General features: G+C 46.2%; 15 protein-coding genes and 2 pseudogenes. 15 read left to right on the top strand and 2 right to left on the bottom strand.

The window, feature by feature from the left end; translation table 11 throughout:
* Positions 1-6: 6 nt before the first annotated feature.
* From SP90_RS04140 to SP90_RS04120, 5 genes are all read left to right on the top strand, one after another.
* Entirely contained in the window at positions 7-1,170 is a 1,164-nt protein-coding gene (locus tag SP90_RS04140; protein WP_066852910.1) for a DegT/DnrJ/EryC1/StrS family aminotransferase, read from the top strand.
* Complete coding sequence (locus SP90_RS04135; protein WP_231895529.1) at positions 1,170-1,778, top strand: sugar transferase; 609 nt, start codon at positions 1,170-1,172, stop codon at positions 1,776-1,778. The genes SP90_RS04140 and SP90_RS04135 overlap by 1 nt, the downstream gene beginning before the upstream one ends.
* Positions 1,779-1,889: 111 nt before the next feature.
* Positions 1,890-3,773 (top strand): polysaccharide biosynthesis protein, encoded by a 1,884-nt coding sequence (locus SP90_RS04130; protein WP_066852906.1) that lies wholly within the window; start codon positions 1,890-1,892, stop codon positions 3,771-3,773.
* 134 nt (positions 3,774-3,907) lie between these two features.
* On the top strand, positions 3,908-5,305 hold the full coding sequence (locus SP90_RS04125; RefSeq protein ID WP_066852904.1) for a mannose-1-phosphate guanylyltransferase/mannose-6-phosphate isomerase: 1,398 nt from the start codon (positions 3,908-3,910) through the stop codon (positions 5,303-5,305).
* Positions 5,305-6,687, top strand: a complete 1,383-nt coding sequence (locus tag SP90_RS04120) for a phosphohexomutase domain-containing protein (RefSeq protein WP_066852902.1) — start codon at positions 5,305-5,307, stop codon at positions 6,685-6,687. Before SP90_RS04125 ends, SP90_RS04120 begins: the two co-directional genes overlap by 1 nt.
* 120 nt (positions 6,688-6,807) lie before the next feature.
* On the opposite strand, the gene SP90_RS04115 is transcribed toward SP90_RS04120, so the two are convergent.
* Together SP90_RS04115 and SP90_RS04110 are read right to left on the bottom strand one after the other, a co-directional pair.
* Positions 6,808-8,328: a sensor histidine kinase gene (locus SP90_RS04115; protein WP_082936288.1), complete on the bottom strand. Its 1,521-nt coding sequence runs from the start codon at positions 8,326-8,328 to the stop codon at positions 6,808-6,810.
* 136 nt (positions 8,329-8,464) lie between these two features.
* Positions 8,465-9,199: a response regulator transcription factor gene (locus SP90_RS04110; protein ID WP_066852898.1), complete on the bottom strand. Its 735-nt coding sequence runs from the start codon at positions 9,197-9,199 to the stop codon at positions 8,465-8,467.
* Between the two features lie 235 nt (positions 9,200-9,434).
* Here SP90_RS04110 and SP90_RS16935 point away from each other — a divergent pair, with 235 nt between their 5' ends.
* From SP90_RS16935 to SP90_RS04065, 10 genes and pseudogenes are all read left to right on the top strand, one after another.
* Positions 9,435-11,183, top strand: a complete 1,749-nt coding sequence (locus SP90_RS16935) for a flagellin N-terminal helical domain-containing protein (RefSeq protein ID WP_082936287.1) — start codon at positions 9,435-9,437, stop codon at positions 11,181-11,183.
* 341 nt (positions 11,184-11,524) lie between these two features.
* Positions 11,525-12,097: pseudogene (locus SP90_RS16775) on the top strand (flagellin N-terminal helical domain-containing protein); the annotation flags it as partial.
* 870 nt (positions 12,098-12,967) lie between these two features.
* Positions 12,968-13,276 (top strand): annotated as a pseudogene (locus SP90_RS16770) (flagellin); the annotation flags it as partial.
* 736 nt (positions 13,277-14,012) lie between these two features.
* Positions 14,013-14,561 (top strand): sigma-70 family RNA polymerase sigma factor, encoded by a 549-nt coding sequence (locus SP90_RS04095; protein WP_066852896.1) that lies wholly within the window; start codon positions 14,013-14,015, stop codon positions 14,559-14,561.
* The gene (locus SP90_RS04090; RefSeq protein WP_066852895.1) at positions 14,551-15,225 is read left to right on the top strand and encodes a flagellar hook assembly protein FlgD; all 675 of its coding nucleotides are present in this window, start codon (positions 14,551-14,553) and stop codon (positions 15,223-15,225) included. The genes SP90_RS04095 and SP90_RS04090 overlap by 11 nt, the downstream gene beginning before the upstream one ends.
* On the top strand, positions 15,225-16,823 hold the full coding sequence (locus SP90_RS04085; protein WP_066852894.1) for a flagellar hook protein FlgE: 1,599 nt from the start codon (positions 15,225-15,227) through the stop codon (positions 16,821-16,823). Before SP90_RS04090 ends, SP90_RS04085 begins: the two co-directional genes overlap by 1 nt.
* Before the next feature lie 21 nt (positions 16,824-16,844).
* Positions 16,845-18,857, top strand: coding sequence for a flagellar hook-associated protein FlgK (gene flgK / locus SP90_RS04080; protein ID WP_066852893.1), 2,013 nt, complete (start codon positions 16,845-16,847; stop codon positions 18,855-18,857).
* Between the two features lie 9 nt (positions 18,858-18,866).
* Positions 18,867-20,063: a flagellar hook-associated protein FlgL gene (gene flgL / locus SP90_RS04075; protein WP_066852892.1), complete on the top strand. Its 1,197-nt coding sequence runs from the start codon at positions 18,867-18,869 to the stop codon at positions 20,061-20,063.
* Positions 20,064-20,071: 8 nt separating this feature from the next.
* Positions 20,072-21,793 carry a flagellar filament capping protein FliD gene (gene fliD / locus SP90_RS04070; RefSeq protein WP_066852890.1) on the top strand — a complete coding sequence of 574 codons (1,722 nt, stop codon included), beginning with the start codon at positions 20,072-20,074 and terminating at the stop codon, positions 21,791-21,793.
* Between the two features lie 345 nt (positions 21,794-22,138).
* Positions 22,139-23,650, top strand: coding sequence for a biotin/lipoyl-binding protein (locus SP90_RS04065; protein WP_066852888.1), 1,512 nt, complete (start codon positions 22,139-22,141; stop codon positions 23,648-23,650).
* Positions 23,651-23,658: the final 8 nt, after the last annotated feature.

Genomic DNA, 23,658 nt, shown 5'->3' with positions numbered 1-23,658 from the left:
GTTCCTATGACATTTCTACCATATTCCCGACCTGTTCTTGATGAGGAAGAGATCGCAGAAGTTGTTGATACATTGCGGTCAGGCTGGCTCACAACAGGGCCTAAAGTGGCTCAGTTTGAAAAAGATTTTACAGAATTTATCGGCTGTAAACATGCTCTGGCTGTAAATTCTGCTACATCAGGTCTGCATCTTGCGCTTGAGGCTCTTGGTGTAGGTGAAGGTGACAAGGTTATCACGACAGTGCACACCTTTACCGCCAGTGCGGAAGTCATCCGCTACCTTGGTGGTGAGCCGCTGTTTGCGGATATTGATCCTGATACATTTTGCATCGACCCAGAGCATGTACGGCGTCTGCTCGAAGAGCATAGCGGCGTGAAGTGCATCATCCCAGTTCACTATGGTGGACAGGCTGCTGACATGACAGCGCTTCTTGCTCTTGCAAAGGAATTTGATGTCCGAGTAGTGGAAGATGCGGCACATGCGTTGCCATGCACACATAATGGCCGGATGGTAGGAACAATGAGTGATGTGACTGTGTTCAGCTTCTACGCGAACAAGACCATCACAACAGGCGAAGGCGGTATGGTTGTTACCGATGATGAGGCGATTGCAAAACGTGTAAAAACAATGCGCCTTCACGGTATCAACCGGGATGTATTTGACCGTTTTACCAGCAAAAGTCCTTCCTGGCATTACGAGGTAGTAGCACCCGGCTATAAATACAACATGATGGATATGTGCGGAGCGCTTGGCATTCACCAGCTGAAAAAGGCGCACAAGTTCCAGCAGCAGCGTAAATATATTGCTGAGTGTTATGAAAAAGGCTTTGCAGGGCTTCCTGTAGAGACCCCGGGGATTGTGAATCCTGAAGACTTTCATGCATGGCATATTTATGCACTGCGTTTAAATTTGGATGAACTGACTATTTCCCGCGATACATTCATTGAAAAATTATCGGAAAAAGGGGTAGGCACTTCTGTTCACTATATCCCGCTTCATCGCATGCCGTACTGGCGCGATACATACGGTTTGAAGGATGAAACATACCCTCAGTCCACTGCTGTGTTCAACCGGATTATCAGTCTGCCGAACTTTGCATCAATGACTGATGATGACATTAACTTTGTTATCAATGCGGTACGCGAAGTTGCGACCGCGCATGCAAAATAATGAAACGTGCATTTGATATTTTTGCTTCTTTTTTCGGGTTGATGGGGCTTTTTCCGATATTGCTGGTGGTAACAGTGCTGATAAAGCTCTCCAGCCCCGGCGGTGCATTCTTTTATCAAACCCGGGTCGGGCGTGGCGGAAAACTGTTTTCCATTTATAAATTCCGGACAATGATTCCTGAAGCGGAGCAGCGTGGAGATAAAATTACCGTTGGTAATGATGCACGGATTACTCCTGTCGGGGCGTTTTTGCGCAAGACAAAGCTGGATGAATTGCCACAGCTTATGAATGTGCTGAAAGGTGACATGAGCATTGTCGGCCCTCGCCCCGAGGTTCCAGAATTTATTGCTGAATACCCAGAGGATGTACGGGAGCTGATTCTTTCTGTTCGTCCGGGTATTACAGACACCGCATCCATTGAGTTCTCTGATGAGGCAGGTTTGCTCGAAGGAAAAAGTGATCCCAGACAGGCATACATTGATGAGATTTTGCCGATGAAGGCAAAACATTATGTGCGCTATGTCGAAACACAGTCCTTCACCGGCGATTTGCTGATTATTCTGGCTACGCTTAATAAGGTATTCAAGCAGGCTACAGAACAGGGATAAGTGCTTCGCACTCGGTAGAGTGTACAGGTGGGTTGAGGTCTTTTTACGAGTAAACGTTTTACATGGTCGTTGTGTGCTGTGCTTAATATTCTGAATAAATTTGATAGTACCATGTGGACTCTGACACGTCGTCAGAAACAGCTGGTGATGTTGTTGGCAGACTGCCTTATTCTTCCCTTGTCTTTGTGGGCTGCATGGAGTTTGCGTCTAGGCGAACCGTGGCCGCAGGACATGATGCGTTTTCTGTGGATGTATCCGTTTGTGATCGTTGTGGGAGTTATTCTCAATCATCGATTCGGACTGTATCATTCCGTTGTGCACTATATGGGAAGCAGGGCGATATGGGCCATTGCCAGTGCAGGCTTTTTGACAACAGTTGCGTTGTCTGTTGCGGCATTCCTTGCCGGTGACAACTCATTCCCTCGCTCCGTACCGTTTATTTTTGCGCTGCTTTGCATTGCTATTATCGGTACCAGTAGAATGCTGGTACGCAGCTACTACTTGTGGAAGACAGGCCACCTGACAGAAAAGGTTCCGGTTGTTATTTACGGTGCTGGTGAGGCAGGGGTTCAGTTGCTAGAAGCATTGAGCCGTGGTGATCAGTACAAACCGGTGGCATTTCTTGATGATGACCGAAACTTCTGGCAGCAGAAGATTTATGGAAAAGTCGTATATCCTCCAGAGCAGTTGGAAAGGCTGATTAAAGAAAAGGGTGTTGAAAAAATTCTGCTGGCGATTCCTGAAGCCTCCAGAACAAAGCGTCAGGAGCTTCTTAAGACTCTTGCAGACTACCCTGTGCATGTGCTGACAGTACCTTCCATTGAAGATCAGTTAAGCGGTAGATTTTCAGAAGGACAGCTTTTAGAGATTGAACTGGACGACCTGCTCGGCAGGGAGATCGTTCCTCCAAAGCCGTCGCTGTTTGAAAAGAACATTGCCGGAAAAAACGTGCTTGTTACAGGTGCCGGCGGTTCTATCGGCTCTGAACTATGCCGCCAGATTTTGAAGTCAAAACCTGCTGTTCTGGTGCTGTACGAACTGAGTGAATATTCGCTGTACGCTATTGATCAGGAATTGCGTAAGCTGATTTCTACAGCGTACAATGACGATATAGTACTGGTGCCTATCCTTGGAAACGTGTGCAACAATGTGCGTGTGGAAGAGGTGTTAGCCCAGTATAAAATCAACACCATCTACCATGCTGCTGCGTATAAGCATGTGCCGATGGTAGAGCATAATATTTTTGAAGGTATCCGTAACAACATTCTGGGTACCGGTGTGCTGGCAAATGCAGCATTACAGCACGATGTGGAATCGTTTGTTTTGATTTCAACGGATAAAGCGGTACGCCCGACGAACGTAATGGGTGCCACTAAGCGTGCAGCAGAGCTTATCTTGCAGGCGCTTTCCATTGAAGCCAGTAATACAACCTTTTCCATGGTTCGGTTTGGCAATGTACTTGGCTCTTCCGGTTCCGTTGTGCCATTGTTCCGCAAGCAGCTTGCGTCAGGCGGCCCGCTGACCGTTACCCACCCTGAGATCACCAGATACTTTATGTCCATCGCAGAAGCATCACAGCTTGTTATTCAGGCGGGTGCAATGGCGCATGGTGGTGATGTCTTTGTGCTTGATATGGGTGAACCGGTGAAGATTACCCATCTTGCACGACAGATGATCCGTTTTGCCGGTTTGACTGTAAGGGAAGAAAGTAGCCCGAATGGGGATGTAGGGATTGAATATGTAGGCCTGCGTCCCGGCGAAAAGCTGTATGAAGAGCTTCTTATTGACGATACAGCATACGAAACTGAACATCCGAAGATTTTGCGTGCCAGTGATGAAGGGCAGCCGCTGCAAGTTATCCAGAACTTTCTTCATGAATTTAAGGTGCTTGAAAAGAACAATGACTGTGTACAGATGAGAGCAAACTTAGCCGAACTGGTAACCGGCTTTACTCCGGCACAGGATGTTGTAGACTACTTGAATTCAAAACAATAGGCACAGAGTTTTTTCGTGCAGTGCTGCACGGGGGTGACATCTTTTGCTTACTGTCTAAAAAAACAATTTCTTTGGGCAGTGTTTGTCAGAATTGTACCTGATTGTTGCAATTTTATTTCCACAGTAGAGGGAACATGCTTATACCCATCATAATGGCCGGAGGCTCTGGTACCCGCTTATGGCCTTTATCCCGTTCATTGTATCCGAAGCAGTTTTTGCCGTTGGCTGGTGATAACTCTATGCTTCAGGAAACAGTGCAGCGTCTTGAAAAACTCGAGACAACACAACCTGTGACTATTTGCAATGAGGATCACCGGTTTATTGTTGCAGAACAGCTGCGCACCGGCGGGATGCTTGGTAAAATCGTTCTTGAACCAGAGGGTAGAAATACTGCTCCGGCTATTGCCGTTGCTGTGCACATTGTCGCTGGTGAAGATGATCCGGTAGTGCTTGTGCTTGCTGCTGACCATGTCATTGCAGACACGGAAGAATTTACTGCTGTGGTCAATAAAGCAATGCCGCTTGCTGAGGCTGGTAAGCTTGTAACCTTCGGCATTGTTCCTACCTCTGCCCATACAGGATACGGGTACATCAAACGCGGTACCTCTGTCGGTGACGGGTTCTCTGTGGATTGTTTTGTTGAAAAGCCGGATGCTGCGACTGCTGAAGAATATCTGGCATCCAACGAATATTACTGGAACAGCGGCATGTTTTTGTTCAAGGCAAGCGCCTACTTGCAGGAACTTGAACAGTATCGTCCTGATATTGCCGATGCGTGCAAGGCTGCTGTTGCTGACGTGCACAATGATCTGGATTTTGTGCGTCTTGATGAAAAAGCTTTTTGCGCGTGCCCTGACGAGTCCATTGACTATGCAGTAATGGAAAAAACAGAACATGCGGTTGTTGTGCCTCTGGATGCTGGCTGGAACGACATCGGGTCATGGTCTGCCATGTGGGACGTTGCAGAAAAGAATACTGATGGTAATGCCTCAAAAGGTGACGTGATTCATTGTAATTCAAAGGATTGCTATGTGTACGGCGAAGAGCGTCTTGTAGCGACTATTGGATTACAGGATACCGTTATCGTGGATACCAAGGATGCGTTGCTTGTTGCAGCACGCGACTCTGTGCAGGATGTGAAGTCAGTTGTGGCAGAGTTGAAGAAAGCCAATCGCGAAGAGCTGACAACACATCGAGAAGTTTTTCGTCCGTGGGGTAAATATGACTCGGTGGATCTTGGTGAGCGGTATCAGGTAAAGCGTATTACCGTTAACCCGGGGGCAAAGCTCAGCGTGCAGATGCACCACCATAGAGCTGAGCACTGGATAGTTGTTTCCGGTACTGCGCAGGTTACCAATGGTGATAAGACCTTTTTGGTTTCCGAGAATCAGTCCACCTACATTCCGGTTGGTGTTGTACATTCTTTGGAAAATCCGGGTAAATTGCCTCTGGAGCTTATTGAGGTACAGTCGGGCAGCTACCTTGGCGAAGATGATATTATACGTTTTGAGGATAACTACGGCCGGTTGTAATGGATACACTTACTTGTTTTAAAGCGTATGATGTCAGAGGTAAGCTGGAAACAGAATTGACTGAAGAGATCGCGTATAGAATCGGCCGTGCCTTTGGTCAGTTTCTCGGATGCGGACAGGCAAAACGTGTTGTCATCGGACATGACCCGCGTTTGTCTTCAGAGGCTTTAGCGCAGGCTGTTTGCAAGGGACTGCGCGACGCAGGTGTGTCTGTGCTGGACATAGGTCTTGCCGGAACAGAAGAAATTTATTTTGCCACTGCGCATCTTGGTGTTGATGGTGGCATTGAAGTGACGGCTTCTCATAATCCTATTGATTATAACGGAATGAAGTTTGTTTTGACAGAAAGCAAACCTATTACCCGTGCCAACGGGCTGGATGCTGTCCAGCAGTTGGCGGAAGCAAATGACTTTATCGATGTCCCTGCTGAACAAAAGGGAACGTACGAACAGATACAGATTCTGGATGCCTACGTTGACCATTTGCTTTCCTACATCACAGTGGACAATCTCCAGCCAATGACGATTGTTGTAAACGCAGGGAACGGGGCTGCGGGACATGTAGTCGATGCTATTGAGTCGCGCTTTGCAGAGCAGAATGTTCCTGTAGAATTTATCAAAGTTCATAACGAACCTGACGGGACATTCCCCAATGGCATTCCCAACCCGTTATTGCCTGAGCGACGTAAGGATACTGCTGATGCGGTCCGTGAACATGGTGCGGATGTCGGAATAGCATGGGACGGGGATTTTGACCGCTGCTTCTTTTTTGATTCTCAAGGGCGCTTTATCGAAGGGTACTACATTGTGGGTATGCTTGCTGAAGCTTTTTTGCAGAAGGAGCACGGGGCAAAGATTATTCATGATCCTCGACTGACTTGGAATACAATTGAGGTGGTAACGGCTGCGTCCGGTATACCCGTGTGCTCAAAGACCGGCCATGCGTTTATCAAAGAACGGATGCGTCAGGAAGATGCGGTTTATGGCGGTGAGATGAGTGCACATCATTACTTCCGTGATTTTGCCTACTGTGACAGTGGGATGATTCCGTGGCTACTTGTTATTGAACTGCTGAGTTGCAAGGGCAAGACGCTGGCTCAGGAGGTCGAAGATAGAATTCAGGCCTATCCTGCTTCCGGAGAAATCAATTTGACCTTGGAGCATGCAAAAGACGCCATAGAAAAAGTCCGTGCAACATATGCAGAGGTAGCGCTTGCAGAGGATATGACTGATGGTGTCAGCATGGAGTTTGACGGCTGGCGTTTTAACTTGCGCAGTTCGAATACAGAGCCTGTTGTGCGTTTGAATGTTGAGTCGCGGGCAGATGTGCAGTTGATGCAAGAGAAAACCGACGAGATTTTGGGTATTCTTCAGGCAGGATAAGCTGCAATCATCACAGAGTAATAGCAAGAGGGGGCTCGTCTCCTCAGTTTTTAGACAGCAAAATGCTTCTATTGTGCTCAACAATAGAAGCATTTTTTTATCTGATTTTATCGGTATGTTTTATGCGAGTAATTGTTCTGCTGCCGGTTCCAGTTCACCGGTGTGCTGTTCATGGAACTCAATTGTTACTAGTGTCCCGCTGGCTGCGGTGCTGACCATGTTGATGTGAGCCTTGTGAGCCGTTGCAATAAGTTTGGCAGAATACGTTCCAAGTCCAGTGCCGTCTTCTTTGCCGGTTGTGACGTACTTATTGAAAAAAGTGTCGTGGATTTCTTTTGGCACCAGTGTACTGTTGTGAATAGCAATGCTCTGGTTTTCCGCATCAATTGAAATAGTGACAATATCATCGCTGTTGGAGGCTTCAACTGCGTTGATAATGAGGTTGGAAAACAGGGTTTGCAGCAGTCGGTATTCTCCGGCGATAGTAAACTTGTTTCCGGCTGTGACAGGGTGGTTGTTGTACGTCATCCGAAGCATGACATTCTGTCGTGTCAGCATGGATGTGATATCGTCCTGAATCTCGAACAGCAGATGGACGAGCTCAACAGATGTTGCACGTAACTTATAGATCCCTTGTTCCATCTTGAAGATATCAAGATTGTTATTGATCATATCCAGAATGCGGTAGCCTGCCATTTCAATCTTGCGGATGTACTTTGCCTGATCTTGTGTCAGGTCGCCTTTTGAAAGAAGCAGTTCAGGGTACCCGATAACGAGGTTGAGCAGTGATTTCAGGTCATGCTGGTTAATGCGTTCAACCTCACAGCGGATCATTTCGGCTTCTTCACGTTCAGCGACTTCTAATTGAAGCTGCGCGTTCTTCTTAGCAAGTTCCGCTGTGCGAAGTTTTACAGCATGCTCCAGCATAGTTTTGTGGGACGTAAGCAGCTTGTCCCGTTTTTCTATCTGCTCCAGCATTGAGTTGAACTGGTTAACAAGATCCCCGAGCTCGTCTTGTGCTGCATACGACACGCGCAGTGAGTAATCCTTGCTTATCCCGATTTCTTTTGCAGCTGAGGTGAGGCTGTAAAGAGGGTGTAACATTCGTTTGTATAGGCGTTGGGCGATCAGAAAGCTGATAAAGATTCCAAGCGACCCCGCACAGCCAGCAACAAGGAGAAATTTACGAAAGCCTTTGTCAAAGAAGGATATGCTTTTCCCCGCTACTACAAATGCTTTTATCTCGTTGTTCTCAATTATTGGGTGGCATACGATGATTTTGTCCGGTCTGGAAATTCGCTTTGCTACAAGTAGTTCCTCGGTGTCGAATTCCAGTGCCCCCTGATTTCGTATGATAGTTCCATCAGGGCTTATGAGTGCCAGATAATCAACGACAGGCCATGCTTGAGGCAGCGTAATGTTTTGAAAATATGTATCTACTTTCGTTTGCGAGTAGGGATGTGAAATAGATGATGCGATGGTCAGAGACGCGACATTCAGCATTTTTCCGATAAATGACGACTTATTGAGTGTTAGTGTCGATGCGGAAACCAATACAACAATGCAAATAGCAAGAGTACACATTGAGGTAATGAAAAAGATAATACGCTGATTCAAGGACGTAAATAAAGAGCGAGCCATGGCAACCGTACCGTGCAAGTTGAAAATTGAGCATTAACAGGCATCCGAAATCCAGCAGGGAATGATTCCGGATGCCATTGCATGCAGTATTGGATACCGTGCCGCCCGAGGGGCGGAAGATATCTATCGTATGGGGTTACATTTGCATTGCTGGTTGTGGAGCATGTTCAGGGACAGCCAGCAGGTACCCGTTCCCGCGAATAGTCTTGATTGTGGCGCAATCTTTTAGTTTTCTGCGCAGGTTGCTCATGTGTACGTTCAGAACATAATCATCAAGAGACGGATCGCGCCCCAGAGCATCTTCTAATAGTTGCTCACGGGTGATGAGTACGCCTGCATTGTTGGTGAGCATTTCCAGTACATTGTATTCTGCACTGGTGAGCTGCACTGGCGAGTCTTCAATCTGCACGCTTCGGGCAGACGGAGTGATCGACATACTCCCGATAATAATTTTGTGTGTAGGGTCAATCTTACGTGTTTTGGCTTGCACAGGCTGTACGGCTGCTGTGATTGTTGTACGGCGTAAAATTGCCCGTATACGCGCTGCAAGCTCTCGCAATGGGCATGGTTTTGCGACATAATCATCCGCACCCATTTCAAGTCCGACAACCTTGTCTATCTCATCACTGCGTCCGGTAAGCATGAGAACAGGCATGGTGTGCTTGTTACGGATAACTTGAAGTAAATCAAATCCGTTCATATCCGGAAGCATGATATCGAGTAAGACAATGTCAAAAGAACTTTTTTCAAGTTTTTCAATGCCACTTTTGGCATCATGTGCAGTCTGAAGTGAAAAACCTTCCCCGCCTAAGTAACTGTCGAGCAGTTCTCCCAATTCCATATCGTCGTCAATGAGTAAAATGCGTTTCATACTACCTCCACGGAAACGAAATCACTATATGCTGTTTATGTTTTTCCCATCAACTTAATAAATGTTAAGTGGAAGTATTTCTAAGATTCAGGTTTGCTGCTTTCAGCAACTAGGAAAAATTTTCCGCTTTATAAACAAAACCGAGACGAACCTCCGTATTCATTCGCAAAGGGCATGTGGCTCTTTGACGAAAGACAATTGCAAGGATGCAAAAAAACAAACCTGGAGGTTTATCATGTCTCTCATCATCAACAATAACTCAATGGCTAATACCGCTGCACGTAACCTCAACAATGCATACAACCAGCTGACTAAATCTACTGAAAAGCTGTCTTCTGGTATGCGTATCAACAGCGCTGCTGATGACGCAGCAGGTCTTGCTGTACGTGAAATGATGCGTGCGCAGACAACTACATTGAATCAGGGTGTTCGTAACGCGAACGATGCAATATCCATGATTCAGACTGCAGATGGCGCTCTTTCTGTTATTGATGAAAAGCTTATCCGTATGAATGAGCTTGCAGAGCAGGCTGCGACTGGTACCTACACCGATGAGCAGCGTGCCATTATTGATCAGGAATATCAGACAATGGCTGCTGAAATTACACGTATTTCAGATTCAACTGACTTTAACGGTCAGAGCCTGCTGAACGGTGCTCTTGAAGAAGGGTCTACTTACGAAGATTCCAATGGCGAAGTACAGGACGGTAAGTCCATGACTGTACATTTCGGTACCGGTAACGATGCAGACGAAGATAAATACAGCATCGAAATTGAAGATGTAAGCGCTGAAGCTCTCGGTATTGGCAGTGAATCTCTTGATTACAAGATCAATGATGACGGGTTGGCAACAACTCAGGATGGAAAAGCTATCTATGAAAATGAAGATGGCGAAATCTACATTGATGGTTCTGATCCGACCATGGACGCAACCAAAATCGCTGCTCAGGGGTACACTCAGGTTCAGCTGAAAGAAAAGGTTGTGGCCGACCCTGCAGACGAGGCAACAGCAAAAAGTGAGATTGTGACCCGTGCAGAAGGCACAATCGCTACGGCTGTAGGTAAAACAACTGGTGCTACTGCTGCCGATACAGCGCTTGATATTGATGGTGCAAGTTTAAATACCTCGTTAGATGCCAATGGGAAATTGGTTTACAGTGTAGGTGGTACTGCTAATACTAAAGCACAGAAAGATACTGGAACTCTGCTTGTAGATGACAAGGCAATGTACGCGACAATTGATGCAGACGGTACTGTTTCAATTAACAAGTCCGCTGACGCTACAGTACCTACCGCAGGGTATGGTGTAACAGTCGGGGCAGATGGTGCGTTGACCGTAAATATCGCTGGTGACGACAAGAAGTTACTTACTTCAACTGCTGCAGACGGTTCTGCAAAATACTTCATCGAAGATGAAAGTGCCGATATTCCAGCAGATGCTGCTGTAATGAATATCGCTCAGGATGCAGTTGATCAGGGCTTCGAAGTTGCTGCTGATGGCAGTGCGACTGTTGGTACTGTAACAGTTCAGGATAATGGCACAAACTACGCTTTGACAGGTACTGGTTCAGCTCTGACAGGTACTGTTGCTGATACCTCATTCACAATGTCTGTTGCCATGGTAGATAGTACAAAGGTTGATAGCTTTGAAAAAGAGCTTGGCAAAACTTCTGAGTATGCAGGCTCCAGTATTGCCACTCAGGAAGGTGCACAGGCTGCCCTTGATGCTATCGGTAAAGCCATTGAGCAGAAAGATAAAAACCGTGCAAACCTTGGTGCGTACGAGAACCGTCTTGAAGCAACTATCTCTAACCTTGAAATTCAGAGCGAAAACCTCTCTGCAGCTGAGTCCCGTATTTCAGACGTGGACGTAGCAACAGAAATGACTGAGTACACATTACGTCAGACAATTTCTCAGGCTGCAACATCAATGCTTGCTCAGGCTAACACATTGCCGCAGAACGCATTGTCCCTTATCGGATAGTAAACCGGAGTCGTCCTATATAATGATAGCATCGACTTTACGCTAAATGACTTACCACCCCTGATTTTTCCAGGGATCAGGGGTGGTTTTTCATACCGCAGCAGGTGGCAAAAACAAAGGATCTCGCAAGAACTCTTAAGAGTTTGCGGGACTTTTCTTTTGGTTTATTGCTAAACTGTAAAGAACATACTAAGATCATGCTTTTTGATATAAAAAGTCAGTAAAATCATATGTTGCTTTATAAACAAAACCGTAAACCTCCGCGTAGTTATATGCATAGCGTAAAGCGAAAATGAAAAAGTCATTGCATGGATGCAGAATTACAAACCTGGAGGTTTACTATGTCTCTCATCATCAACAACAACACTATGGCTAACACTGCAGCACGTAACTTAAACAGCGCATATACTGATTTAACAAAATCAACCGAGCGGCTTTCTTCTGGTATGCGTATCAATAGCGCTGCAGATGATGCTGCCGGCCTTGCAGTACGTGAAATGATGCGTGCACAGGTGACAACACTGAACCAAGGTGTGCGAAACGCAAACGATGCTATCTCTATGATTCAGACTGCTGACGGCGCCCTTTCTGTTATTGATGAAAAACTTATCCGTATGAACGAGCTGGCTGAACAGGCAGCAACCGGTACCTATACTGATGAGCAGCGCTTGATTATTGATCAGGAGTACCAGTCCATGGCGGAAGAAGTTACCCGTATTGCAGAAGCAACAGACTTCAACGGTACTAAACTGCTTGATGGCTCTCTTGATGAAGGTGCTACCTACATAGATAAAGACGGCCTTCCCCAGACTGGTAAATCCATGACAATTCACTTTGGTACCGGTAACGATGTCGATGAGGATATGTATGAAATTGACATTGAAGAGCTTAGTGCAAGTGCGTTGAATCTTGGACAAGAGTCATTGGATTACAAGATTGATGATGACGGCTTAGCAACAACTCAGGACGGACAGGCCATTTATGAGAATAAAGACGGTGAAATCTACATCGATGGTACTGATCCGACAATGGATGCAGCAAAGATTGCAGCCGAGGGCTATACTCAGGTGCAGCTGAAGAATAGAGTTATTGCCGATCCTGCAGACGAGGAAGACGCAAAAAAAGATATTGTGACCCGCGCAGAAGGTACAATTGCTACTGCAGTAGGTAAAACGACAGGCGCTACTGCTGCTGATACAGCTCTTGATCTAGACGGTGCAAGCATAAATACTTCTTTGGATGCAAATGGTAAGCTTGTTTACAATGTAGGTGGTACTGCCAATACTAAAGCCCAAAAAGATACAGGGATATTACTTGTTGATGATAAGGCGATGTATGCAACAATTGATGCTGATGGCTCTGTATCTTTAAAGAAGTCGGCTGACGCAACTGTGCCAACAGCTGGGTATGGAGTGGTTGTTGGCACTGATGGTACCTTGACTGTGAATATTGCAGGTGAAGATAGGAAGCTCTTGGCTTCTACAGCGTCAGATGGCGCTGAACGCTATTTCATTGAAGATGAGACCGCAGATATTCCTGAAGATGCTACTGTCATGAATATTGCGACGGATGCTGTCGAGCAGGGATTTGTTATCAATGCAGATGGTAGTGCGGATTTGGGTACAGTTAAAGTTCAGGATAACGGTACAAACTACGCACTTACAGGAACCGGTACCGCACTTTCAGGTACTGTGGCAGATAGTTCCTTCACCATGAGTGTTGAAATGATTCCGGATGAGGACGTGACTGCGTTTGAACAGCAGCTTGGAAAAACACAGGAGTATGCAGGCTCAAGCATTGCGACACAAGAAGGCGCTCAGGCTGCACTTAGTGCGATAGGCAAAGCAATCGATAAAAAAGATAAAAACCGTGCAAACCTTGGTGCTTATGAAAACCGTCTTGAAGCGACAATCTCTAACCTTGAGATTCAGGCTGAAAACCTCGGTGCTGCCGAATCCAGAATTTCCGATGTTGATGTGGCAACTGAAATGACAGAGTACACACTGCGTCAGACAATTTCTCAGGCTGCAACTTCAATGCTCGCACAGGCAAACACTTTGCCGCAGACCGCTTTGCAGTTGATTGGCCAATAATATTTCATAGTAAAATGCGAGCAGCATGGTGCTGCGCTAAACCCCCGTATCTCTCAGGAGATGCGGGGGCTTTTTTATGGCTTTTCGGTACGCAAGGGAGGTTTTCCCTTTATTACGAGCTGTTATTCTCTGTTGTGAATGGTGGGAGCGGGGCGGAGCAGGAAAGAGATTGTTTGTGGCTCTGTAGGTTCTCCCGGAGAGGCGTTGGTATATGAACTTTTCGCTGATCAACCGGTGATCTCAACGGGGCATAAAGAGTTGAATGGCTAAGGTTCAGTGCTTGTCTTGTTGTCGTATCTGATTGACTTGGAATATGTAATTTAGCTGCACGGGTGTTTTGGTGCGGTAGATAAAGAGTCGCCGTACAGAGCGTAGTGCATGATTGTTAGGGGGGGAAGTATTTACCTGAGTAATTACGTGCTGGCTCTTTCAATGGCATAGATGCTGATGAATAGGGAAGAATGCCTCAGTCAATGTTACGGCAATATTTACCGCGTGATAAAACTGCCCTGTAAATAGCTCCACTAGGCAAAATTTGCCCAGCATTTTACGCAAAAAACAGGCGAAAATACGGTTTAATCTAAAGAAAGCTTAACTCCACACTCCTTGTCTTAATTTCTCCCGCCTCCAATTTTATTTTTCATAAAGAAACTCTGATTGTAACTTTAGTATCGTTTTACGGAAACCTAATGTTGTTGGGCATGTAGGTTGCTCTATCTCTCGTATGGAGTTCAAGATGAAACAATGTTTAAGTGAGAAAAGTAATTCAGATATCTATAATGATTTCTTTGTTGACCACACATCTTTGATAAAAAGAACGATTGTATCAGTATTAAAGAAGTTCAATTCACGCATGGATTCAACAGTAGTAGATGATATTTTTCAAAACGTTGCACTTAAGATCATAAAAAACAATTACCTTGAACGGTATGACAGTGCAAAAGCAAAGTTATCATCTTGGATTTACGTAATTGTTGAGACTTCTATAATTGATGACATCAGAAAACAAAAAAAACACAAAACGGAAACACTGGACGAAACGTTCACAATTGGTGTTGTTACACATTTCTATAATGTTAGAAGCTACATTCCAAAGAGCTTGTTAACAGAAAGACAAATGGAAGTTGTATTCCTCACCATTGAAAAAGAGTTATCAATTAAAGAAGCATCAACATTTCTGTCTTTGTCGGAAAGTGCTGTGCGATGCATGAAGCATCAAGCACTACGTCGTTTACGTAATTACTACACTAAATTCGACTCCTACGGGGGAAGCCATGACCATTAGCAGTGTTAGCTCCGGTACTGATGTAACTACAACCACAGCGCAGAACACCAGTTCAAGCTCTATCAGTAATATTGATTACATGCTGCTCCTCGCAACAGAGTTACAATATCAGGATCCGACAGATCCAATGGATACTGACAAACTCACTGAGCAGACCACTATGTTTTCTCAGTTGGATGAACTGGTGAGCATCGGCGATCAGCTTGAAAGTATGGAAGAGTCATTGAGCAACAAGGTTGAGCCTGTCTCATATCTTGGGCGTGAGGTGACGGTGCAGGGTGATGCAATGAGATTGGAAGATGGAACGTCTTCAGACGTGACTGTTCATCTGGAAAGCGCTGCGGAGTCCGTCATTATCGATATTTATGATGCATCAGGAAATATCGTTTCCATGCAGAACTGGGGCAAAATGTCCGCCGGTTCTCAGTCTCTTGAGTGGGATGGAACACTGTTGAACGGAGAAAAGGCTGCTGATGGAACGTACACAGTAAAAGTGCGCGCGACAAACGCCAGTGGTCAGGATGTGGCTTCGACAACAACTATTAATGACACAGTTGTTTCTGTTTCGAACGGACCTAATGGTGCTGAAATGACCCTGAAGAGCGGTGTAGCTGTTAACTATACAGATATTATCTCTGTAAGCCTTGGTGAGGAGAAAGCGTAATGAGTATCACAGGTTCAATGTACAACGGTATTTCAGGATTGCAGGCACAAAGTCAGGCAACACTGGTGGTGAGTAACAACCTCGCTAACTCAAGCACCGTGGGGTTCAAAAGCTCAAGTGTTGTTTTTCAGGATGTCTTTTATGAAACCGTCAGAGCCGGTCAGACTGGTAACGGTGTTTCTGTTGCCAATATTGATACTGACTTTTCACAAGGTTCCTACCAGAGCACAGGTTCCAATACTGACCTTGCTATCAGTGGTGATGGCTACTTTATTGTGAAAGACCCGAATAATCAGGCAGTTTATTACACCCGTGCGGGTAACTTCGATTTTGATGAACAAGGCTACCTTGTCGATCCGGGAGGGAACCGTGTGCAAGGGTGGGAAATGAAGGACGGCAGTCCCACCGGTGCCATTGGCGATATCAAGGTCGATGATTCCCAGTCTCCTCCAAAAGCGACCAACAGCATTCAGATGTCTATGAACTTGAATGCTTCTGCTGAAGATAACAGCGTCGCCACTGTTGATGATAAAGGAACACCTGACCCTAAGGATGATACCACCAGTTGTGCTTACACCGCGCTTTTTGACGTGTATGACGGCACAGCTAATCCTCCTCTCGATCAGAGTCGTTATGAGTATCAGTCTGCAATTACAGTCTATGATGAGGCGGGCGGTACTCATGAGATGACAGTATATATGGATCCGGTTTCTATGGATGCAGACGGAAATACTGTGTGGGAATACGTTGTGGCCGGCAATCCGGGCGAAGATATGCGTGACGGTTTTGCAGGAACCTCTGCTGCAGGCCTCATGATGGCGGGCACCTTAACCTTCTCTCCTTCAGGAACCATGTCCTCAATGAGTGCATATACTCCGGTAGCGAGCACTGGCACAAGCTTTGACGGCAAGGCCGCAGCAAACTGGACGCTTGCTGAATTTGACGCAGCAGGTCTGCCGGTTATGGATGCAAACTTTTCCGGAAGTGCAGAGCCACAGCAGATTTCAATGAACTTCGGCATGGTGAATAAAGATCATGATACCGGTGGCGGTTGGACAGGTGCTGTTGATAATGACGGTGACTCAAAGATGACTCTTGCTGACTTACAGAAAACCGGTGCTGATGTTCCCTATACTCAGCTTCCAAGCTTTAATGCTCCTTCAATTAATTATGCTGCGACAACAAGTTATGAATCTAACTCCGCTACACTCGGGTTGTATCAGGACGGGTATCCGACTGGTACGTTGCAGGATGTCACAGTTGATCAGAGCGGTGCAATCAGCGGGGAATATTCCAACGGGCAGACTATTGAACTGTACAATGTCGGCGTTGCAGATTTCTCCAACCCTGATGGGCTGGATGCTCAGGGCGGCAACAAGTTTCTTGCCACGACGGTCTCAGGTGAAGCTGTTGTAGGTCTTCCTGGTGAAGCTGGTATGGGTGGTATTTTGTCCAATACATTGGAAATATCTAACGTTGATATGGCGCAGGAAATGACCAACCTTATTATTCTGCAATCTGCATATCAGGCAAACAGTAAGGTTATTACAACAGCAGACACACTGTTGCAGACAGCGATTAATCTGAAGCGCAACTAGCCTCAGTAAAGGAGATGTCTCATGATTAATGCTATCTATAACACCGGCGTGACGGCAATGATGAACTCCCAGACCAGTGTGAATGTTACGACCAATAACATCGTAAATGCTGATGTGCCGGGATATAAAAAACAAAGCCCTGTTTATGAGACAAATACGTCCATAAAAAAGAACGGGCTACATATCGGTACCGGCGCGGAGATCGCCGGTATCGAAGCGTCCATGAATCATTTTGTTGAACAGCAGTATTTGAGCACTTCTTCAGATGCGGCGAGTTACAACGAGCAGTTGATTTATTTAAAGCAGCTGGAAAGTACTCTTCCCCAGACAGATACTACTGGACTGAACGCAACGTTGACCGGTTTTTTTGGTGGCTGGAATACACTTTCTTCTGATCCGACACAGCCGGGAAACTGGGAAGAAGTACTTAGTTCTGCACAGGCGTTAGTTTCAACCCTTAACAGTACCTATGCCGAGATGGACGGTGTCTCACAATCCATTGAACAGGAAATTGCTGCACAGGTTACGGAAGCGAATGCGCTTATTGATCAGATTGCCTCACTGAATGCGCAGGTGGCAGCTAATCCAACAGACAATCAGGCTGTAGATGCACGGGATCAGGCTGTACGAGAGCTTGCTACATATATGAACGTAACTGTGGAGCCACAGGTTGACGGCACTGTTACAGTGCTCGCTGAAGGTTCATATACACTGGTAGAAGGTCAGCAGACGCACCATCTTTCGCATCAACCGGCTCAGTCGCGTGAATCGTTGATGCCTTCTTCGACCTTCGTCGGCTCAGTGGAATTTCAAGGTGAGTCAAGCGAAGAGCTTATGCTTGAGTTTGTGGATGATACCCATTTTTATGCATCGCTTGATGACGGAAAGACGTGGGTGACTGACGACAGTGGTTCTCCTGTGCTCTATACGGCCGGTGATTCTGATAACGCAGAGTCCATAGCCGGTGTTGATGTTTGGTTTGATAAAACCTCAGGTGCTCATGCCGCAGGAGATCGATATATCATTTCTCCCAAATCCGGTTTGTATCTGGAGAAAGGGGACGGGTATTATCTGAATATTACCCCGCTCTCAGACGCACAGGGCGTGTTGGCTTCAGATAAAGCAACCTCCGGCTCCATTGCCGGACTGTTTTTAACCCGTGATGATTCTGTTGTGGCTGCTATGGAAGCCTTGGACGGTATGGCATCGGCTCTTATCTGGGAGACAAATGTTCTGCATGCAAAAGGTGCTGGCCTTGAACATCATACCAGCCTCACTGGATCATATGCTGTGGAGGATACTTCAAAGGCGCTTGCGCAAAGCGAACTACCGTACGGCAGCATGATTGAAGCAGGTGATGTGGAGTACGTCATATATAATGATGACGGTACGGTGGCTTCCCGATTCTCCGTTACGATTGATCCTGCCATAGATTCGCTGGCCAATTTGGCAACCAAGATTAATGCCGCCTCTGGTGGTGACCTTAAAGCAACTGTTTCAGTGGATGGAACGCTTGAACTGGCTGCTGCTACAGATAAGTCCTTTGAGGTGGCGCAAGATGATGCAAATCTTATGGCAGGACTTGGCCTTAATACCTTTTTTACCGGCTCCTCTGCTGAAGATGTAGCAGTGAACAGCTATGTTCTTCAGAATGCACAGCATATTAATGCAGGCGTTGTGAATGCGGACGGTACCGTTGTCAGCGGTAGCAACAATACAGCGTTGCAGCTAGCTGCGTTGGAAGAGTTGAATGTGAATATTACCGTGGGAACGGTGAGCTATGATGAATCCTTTTCCAGTTTTTCCAGCATGCTTGTTTCAAGTGTCGGAGCGGATGTAGTACGTGCAGAACAGAATCAGGCGTATGCACAGGGTTCAAGCGACTACTATTATGAGTATCAGCTGTCTTCCAGCGGGGTGAACGTTGATGAGGAGCAGGTGAACCTAATCAAGTATCAGCAACAATACGAAGCATGCTCAAAGATTATCAGTACAGCGCGTGAAATGTTAGATGAAGTATTGGGACTGCTCTAGGAGGTTATTATGCGAATTGCCACATCTCAGATTTATACCGCCTCGTTGAAGAACTTGAATAAGTCGCTCAGCAACGTGATGACGTTGAACATGATGACAACGACACAGAAGAAGTTGAACGCACCGTCAGATGACCCGTCGGGTGCTGCTCTGAGCATGCAGTTGCGCTCATATTCTGGAACGTTGTCTATGTATGAGGAAAACTGCGGGCTAAGCGCAAACTATTTGGCAACAGCGGGTAGTGCGTTGCAGCAGGGCAGTGAAATTTTAACCAATGTCAGCGAACTGGCTGAACAGGCTTCTACAGAGACCTACACTGCAGAGCAGTTGGAGAGTATGGGGATCGAACTACGACAGAATATGGATTCCCTTTTTCAGATAAGTAATACCAAGCTGGGCGAGAATTATCTGTTTGCAGGTAATGACATTGAAAACAGTGCCTATGAAAAGACGCTTGGCGTAACGATAGATGATCCGGCTTTGACGCACGCAGATGTTGTTTCCGTAGATGGTGAAGCTCCGTATACGGTTCAGATTCAGATGCTGGAATCCGGCACTGTCGGCGGTGCTGACGATCTGGACTACCAGTATTCAACAGATGGCGGTGAAACTTGGCAGACTGCGACGCTGGCAGCTGGTGATACCCAGATTGTAGCAGGTGATGCGTCCATTACACTTGCCACAGGAACAGCCGTTGTAGCGGAGGATGGAACCGGAAGCGGGACAAACCTCTATATACGTCCGGCGTATGAGTATGTAGGCGCAAGTGAGAATCTGTCTGTTGCCATAGGTGAAAACAGTACACTTGAGATTACATCCGTAGGCTCAACAGTATTCGGCGGTACTGATCCGGCAACTGGCCAGCCGTATGCGGAGCCAAATTTGTTTGAAATAATGGGCGACATGGTTGCGTACATGGAAACAGGCAACCACGCGGGTGTAGCATCCTGTATTGAAACGTTTACAGATGGATATGAGCAGTTGCTGCAGCGTGATGCGAATATCGGTACGCGTCAGAATACCGCTGACAATACGAAGACAGCCATCTCATTTACCAACGACAGAACTATTTCTCAGGTTAGTTTTGTAGAAGATGCAGATGCAACCCAGTTGTCCGTGGAGCTGGCTCAGGCTGAAGCTATTTACGAGACGATATTGAGGACAACGAACAGTGTGTTTCAACTGAACCTCACAAATTACTTATAGGAGAGGATATGTCGTACGTTTCTTCTGTCTCTTCTGATGTAATGGCTTATCAGCCGGTATCCTCGGCGGGAGCGGTAAACTTTACAGGACTTGGTAACGGAACAGACTTTAATGAGATTATTGACGCTCAGATAAAGGCGGAGAGTTATACCAAGGAAAAGTATGAAACAATGCTTGCAGAGAACGAAGCATGTTCATCCTTGCTTGATGACCTTGTAAGTTCAATGGCAGAGCTTGATACTACGCTTGATGACTTCAACTCAGTGGGGGAATTTTTAGAGATGTCTGTGACGTCCTCTGAAGAGGCAGTTGCAGGTAATGTAACCGGAGACTTGAAAGAGGGTAGCCACACTGTTGAAGTGAACCAGCTTGCGCAGAATGATGTGTGGGTTAACATGAATATGGTCTATGCAGAGCCTACTGACGTAATAACAACCACTGATTCCGTTTTCGCATTTGAGTGCAACGGTGAATCTATTTCTATCGATGTACCTGCAAATACGACTGCTCAGCAGTTAGTGGACATGATCAATGCTGACCCCGTTGCCCGTGATCTTGTTCAGGCAGATTTGCTCTCTGACGGGGATGATCTTTATTTCAGAATGTCCGGTCTGGAGACAGGAAAAGATAATGCCATTTCCGTATCTGCTTCAACAACGTTGGTAGATTACGAATCGGCAGATTTTACGAATGTACGTACCGCACAGAATGCCCAGATTAAAGTGGACGGGTTTCCTCCGGGTGCAGCAGACTGGATGGAGCGTGGAACGAATACTGTAGATGATGTCATCCCCGGACTTGAGCTTGTATTGAGTGATGTGACTACTGGTGAAGTGAACCTGACAATTACATGCGATACCGACAAAACCAAAGAATCGATCACGACACTGGTAGAAGATATTAACAAGCTTATCTACGACATTCAGGCTTTGACAGGACGCATTGTAACGTATGTTGAAGATGAAGAGAGCGGTGAGAAAATTGAGGCATACACCATCGACAGCTATGCTCTGGATATGGTGTATAATGACTTAAAGAACCAGTTATCCATGTCTGTGACAGGTTTTGATAGTACATTTGATACGTTCAATGCATTATCCCAGATAGGGTTTTCAACAGATACTGATGAAGGCTCGGATACCTTTGGGCAACTACTTATCGATGAAGAAGAGTTGGACAAGGCGCTTGAGGAAGACCCGTATGCCGTTGCCGAATTACTGAGTTGTTCCAACACAGGTATCAGTGACACTAAAGGAGTGCAGGTTCTTTCGACCATTGAGGGGATTACTGAACCCGGTGCCTATTCATTTGAGTATACGGTTGTTGGCGGGACTATTGTTTCTGCCAAAATAAATGGAGAACCTGCGACCATCAACGGGAATACTGTTACAGCTGCGGCGGGCACAGCGGCTGCCGGTATGGTGATGGAAGTTTCAAATTTGAACGAGGGAAGTCATACTGCAGACCTGCGTGTGAAAGAAGGTGTTGTTCCACAGTTGCAGGATTCCATTGAAAAATGGACAAACACTGAGAACGGGACGCTGACAACCGTGAGCAATACCTATGATACTGATGCAACAAAGTTGCAAAACGACATTTATTATCAGGAGCAGCGTCTTGCAAAAAAAGAGCAGGATTTGCGTAGGAAATATGCAGTGTTGGACGGGCAGCTTGCATATTATACAAATATTCAAAGTAGTCTGACTTCAATGATTGCCCAGACAGGATAGCACATTCCGAAACATGCTTGGTGAACGGAATAAAACGAGGAGCGCATACGCGTTCCTCGTTTTTTATGGGGAAGGCAACAGAGTATGCAATGTGCCAGCTTTTTTTACGCAACGAGTATGTTGAACATGTTTGGGACTTGAGTGCTTTCTGTCATCAAAAGTCTATTTATCTATTTAAATAGATAGTGTTTTTTGTGGTTGGTGTACCAATTGCTTTTATGAGGTGTACCAACTTTTTTTGTGCACTGTCACAAGCCGTCACTTACTGAAGCAGTGGCAGGCCAATAGGAAAAGGTTGCAGAAAATAGAACGTAACTATGCCGTTGGCACTTTTAGGGGGAAGCTATGCCTAAACTATTACAAGCAAATTATTCCAGAAAATACCATCGGGTGCAGCTCCCTGCACAAGTCATTGTGGAGGGGGAAGAGTGTGAGGTTGTTGATTGGTCTTTAGGGGGATTTAAGTGTGTGTTGCCAAAAGCCGGATTACAGGCTGAATGGAGTGACAATATAACCTTTGTGCTCCCTTTGCCGGATATGAATATTTCGTTCAGCACCGCTGTTGTATTGCGGTACGTCGGAGGGGGATATGCCGGATTCGAATTTAGTGAACTGTCTGAAAATAACAAAGCCATTATGCAAAAGTATTTTCAGGCAACTGTTGAAGGAAAAGTGGATGATGCGCAAGGAGTTGTAGCCAGCATTGAGTCAGCAGTGGTGCCTTTTAAAGCTGACCTTGAAATGACTGACGAAGAATGCGCCGAGTTTCAGAAGACATATAAGAAACGCGCCTCAGCACATGCTTTGGCAGGGTTGTCGATTGTACTGATTGTCCTTGGTGTTGTGTACAGTAACTGGGTTACTGCGGTGAGTGTGGACGCTGCCGTGTATGAGATGGTTGTACGGGCTGCACCAGAGCAGAGCGGGATTATTAAAAACATTGCTGTGCAGAAAGGGCAGGTCGTTAAAAAAGGTCAGTTGTTGTACAGCATGGATGACGAAAAGGGGCGTAGAGATGTTGAACAGTCCCGCATTGCTTTGGCTATGGCGCAGCAGCAGTTAGCAATGATGCGAATCCAGTTGACTGATGAGCATAAAGCTATGCGGCTTTACCGCGATGCTGCAAAGCAGAAGGTGGGCATGCTTCGACACAAATTCGAGGCTGCCAAAAGCACAAGACAGTTGGCAGAAAAAGAACTTGAACGGGCAAAGATGTTGGTTAAGCGCGGTGCTGTGAGCCGTTCCTATACTGATAAAAGAAGGCAGGCCTACCTTACCACTAAGGCTGAGGAGGACAGACTGCATGAAGAATTACGACATGCCAGAGTAAATGCCGTAAGTGCTGCCACAGGTAAATATCTGACAGATGGAGCGGTACGTGGAGAAGTAGAGAAGATACGTGCAGAGATTTCAGTACAGGAGCACAAGGTAGCGTTGCATAAAGTGCAGTTGGCACAAGCTGTAGAGAATTTGAAAAGATTTCATGTGAAAAGCATGGCAGCGGGACGAGTGCACGCAGTTAAGCAGGCGCAAGGTTCGTTTGTGACTACAGGACAAAGCGTGCTGACACTGGTTCCGGCAGACGCTGTCCCGTGGGTTGTCGCAAGATTCACATTTGAAGATGCAAAGCGGCTGGCTGTCGGGGATGAGGCTGAGCTGATTATTCCTTCCCTCAAGAAGAAGGTTAAAGGGATTGTTGATACCGTGGGTGATAACGCCGTCATAAGAGATGATCTTGCCTTTAAGAATCTTACCAAAGAACCTCAGGTAGTGCCTGTAAAGATCTTGTTTACCGACGCGGTTGCTCCTGCTCTGGGTGCCCGTGCTGAAGTGCGTGTAACTACCTCGTGGTTCTAGGAGCATTA

The organism is Halodesulfovibrio spirochaetisodalis (assembly GCF_001672295.1).
Taxonomy (GTDB): domain Bacteria; phylum Desulfobacterota; class Desulfovibrionia; order Desulfovibrionales; family Desulfovibrionaceae; genus Halodesulfovibrio; species Halodesulfovibrio spirochaetisodalis.
The sequence above is the reverse complement of the archived record's forward strand: the minus strand, read 5'-3'. Positions and strand labels throughout refer to the sequence as shown.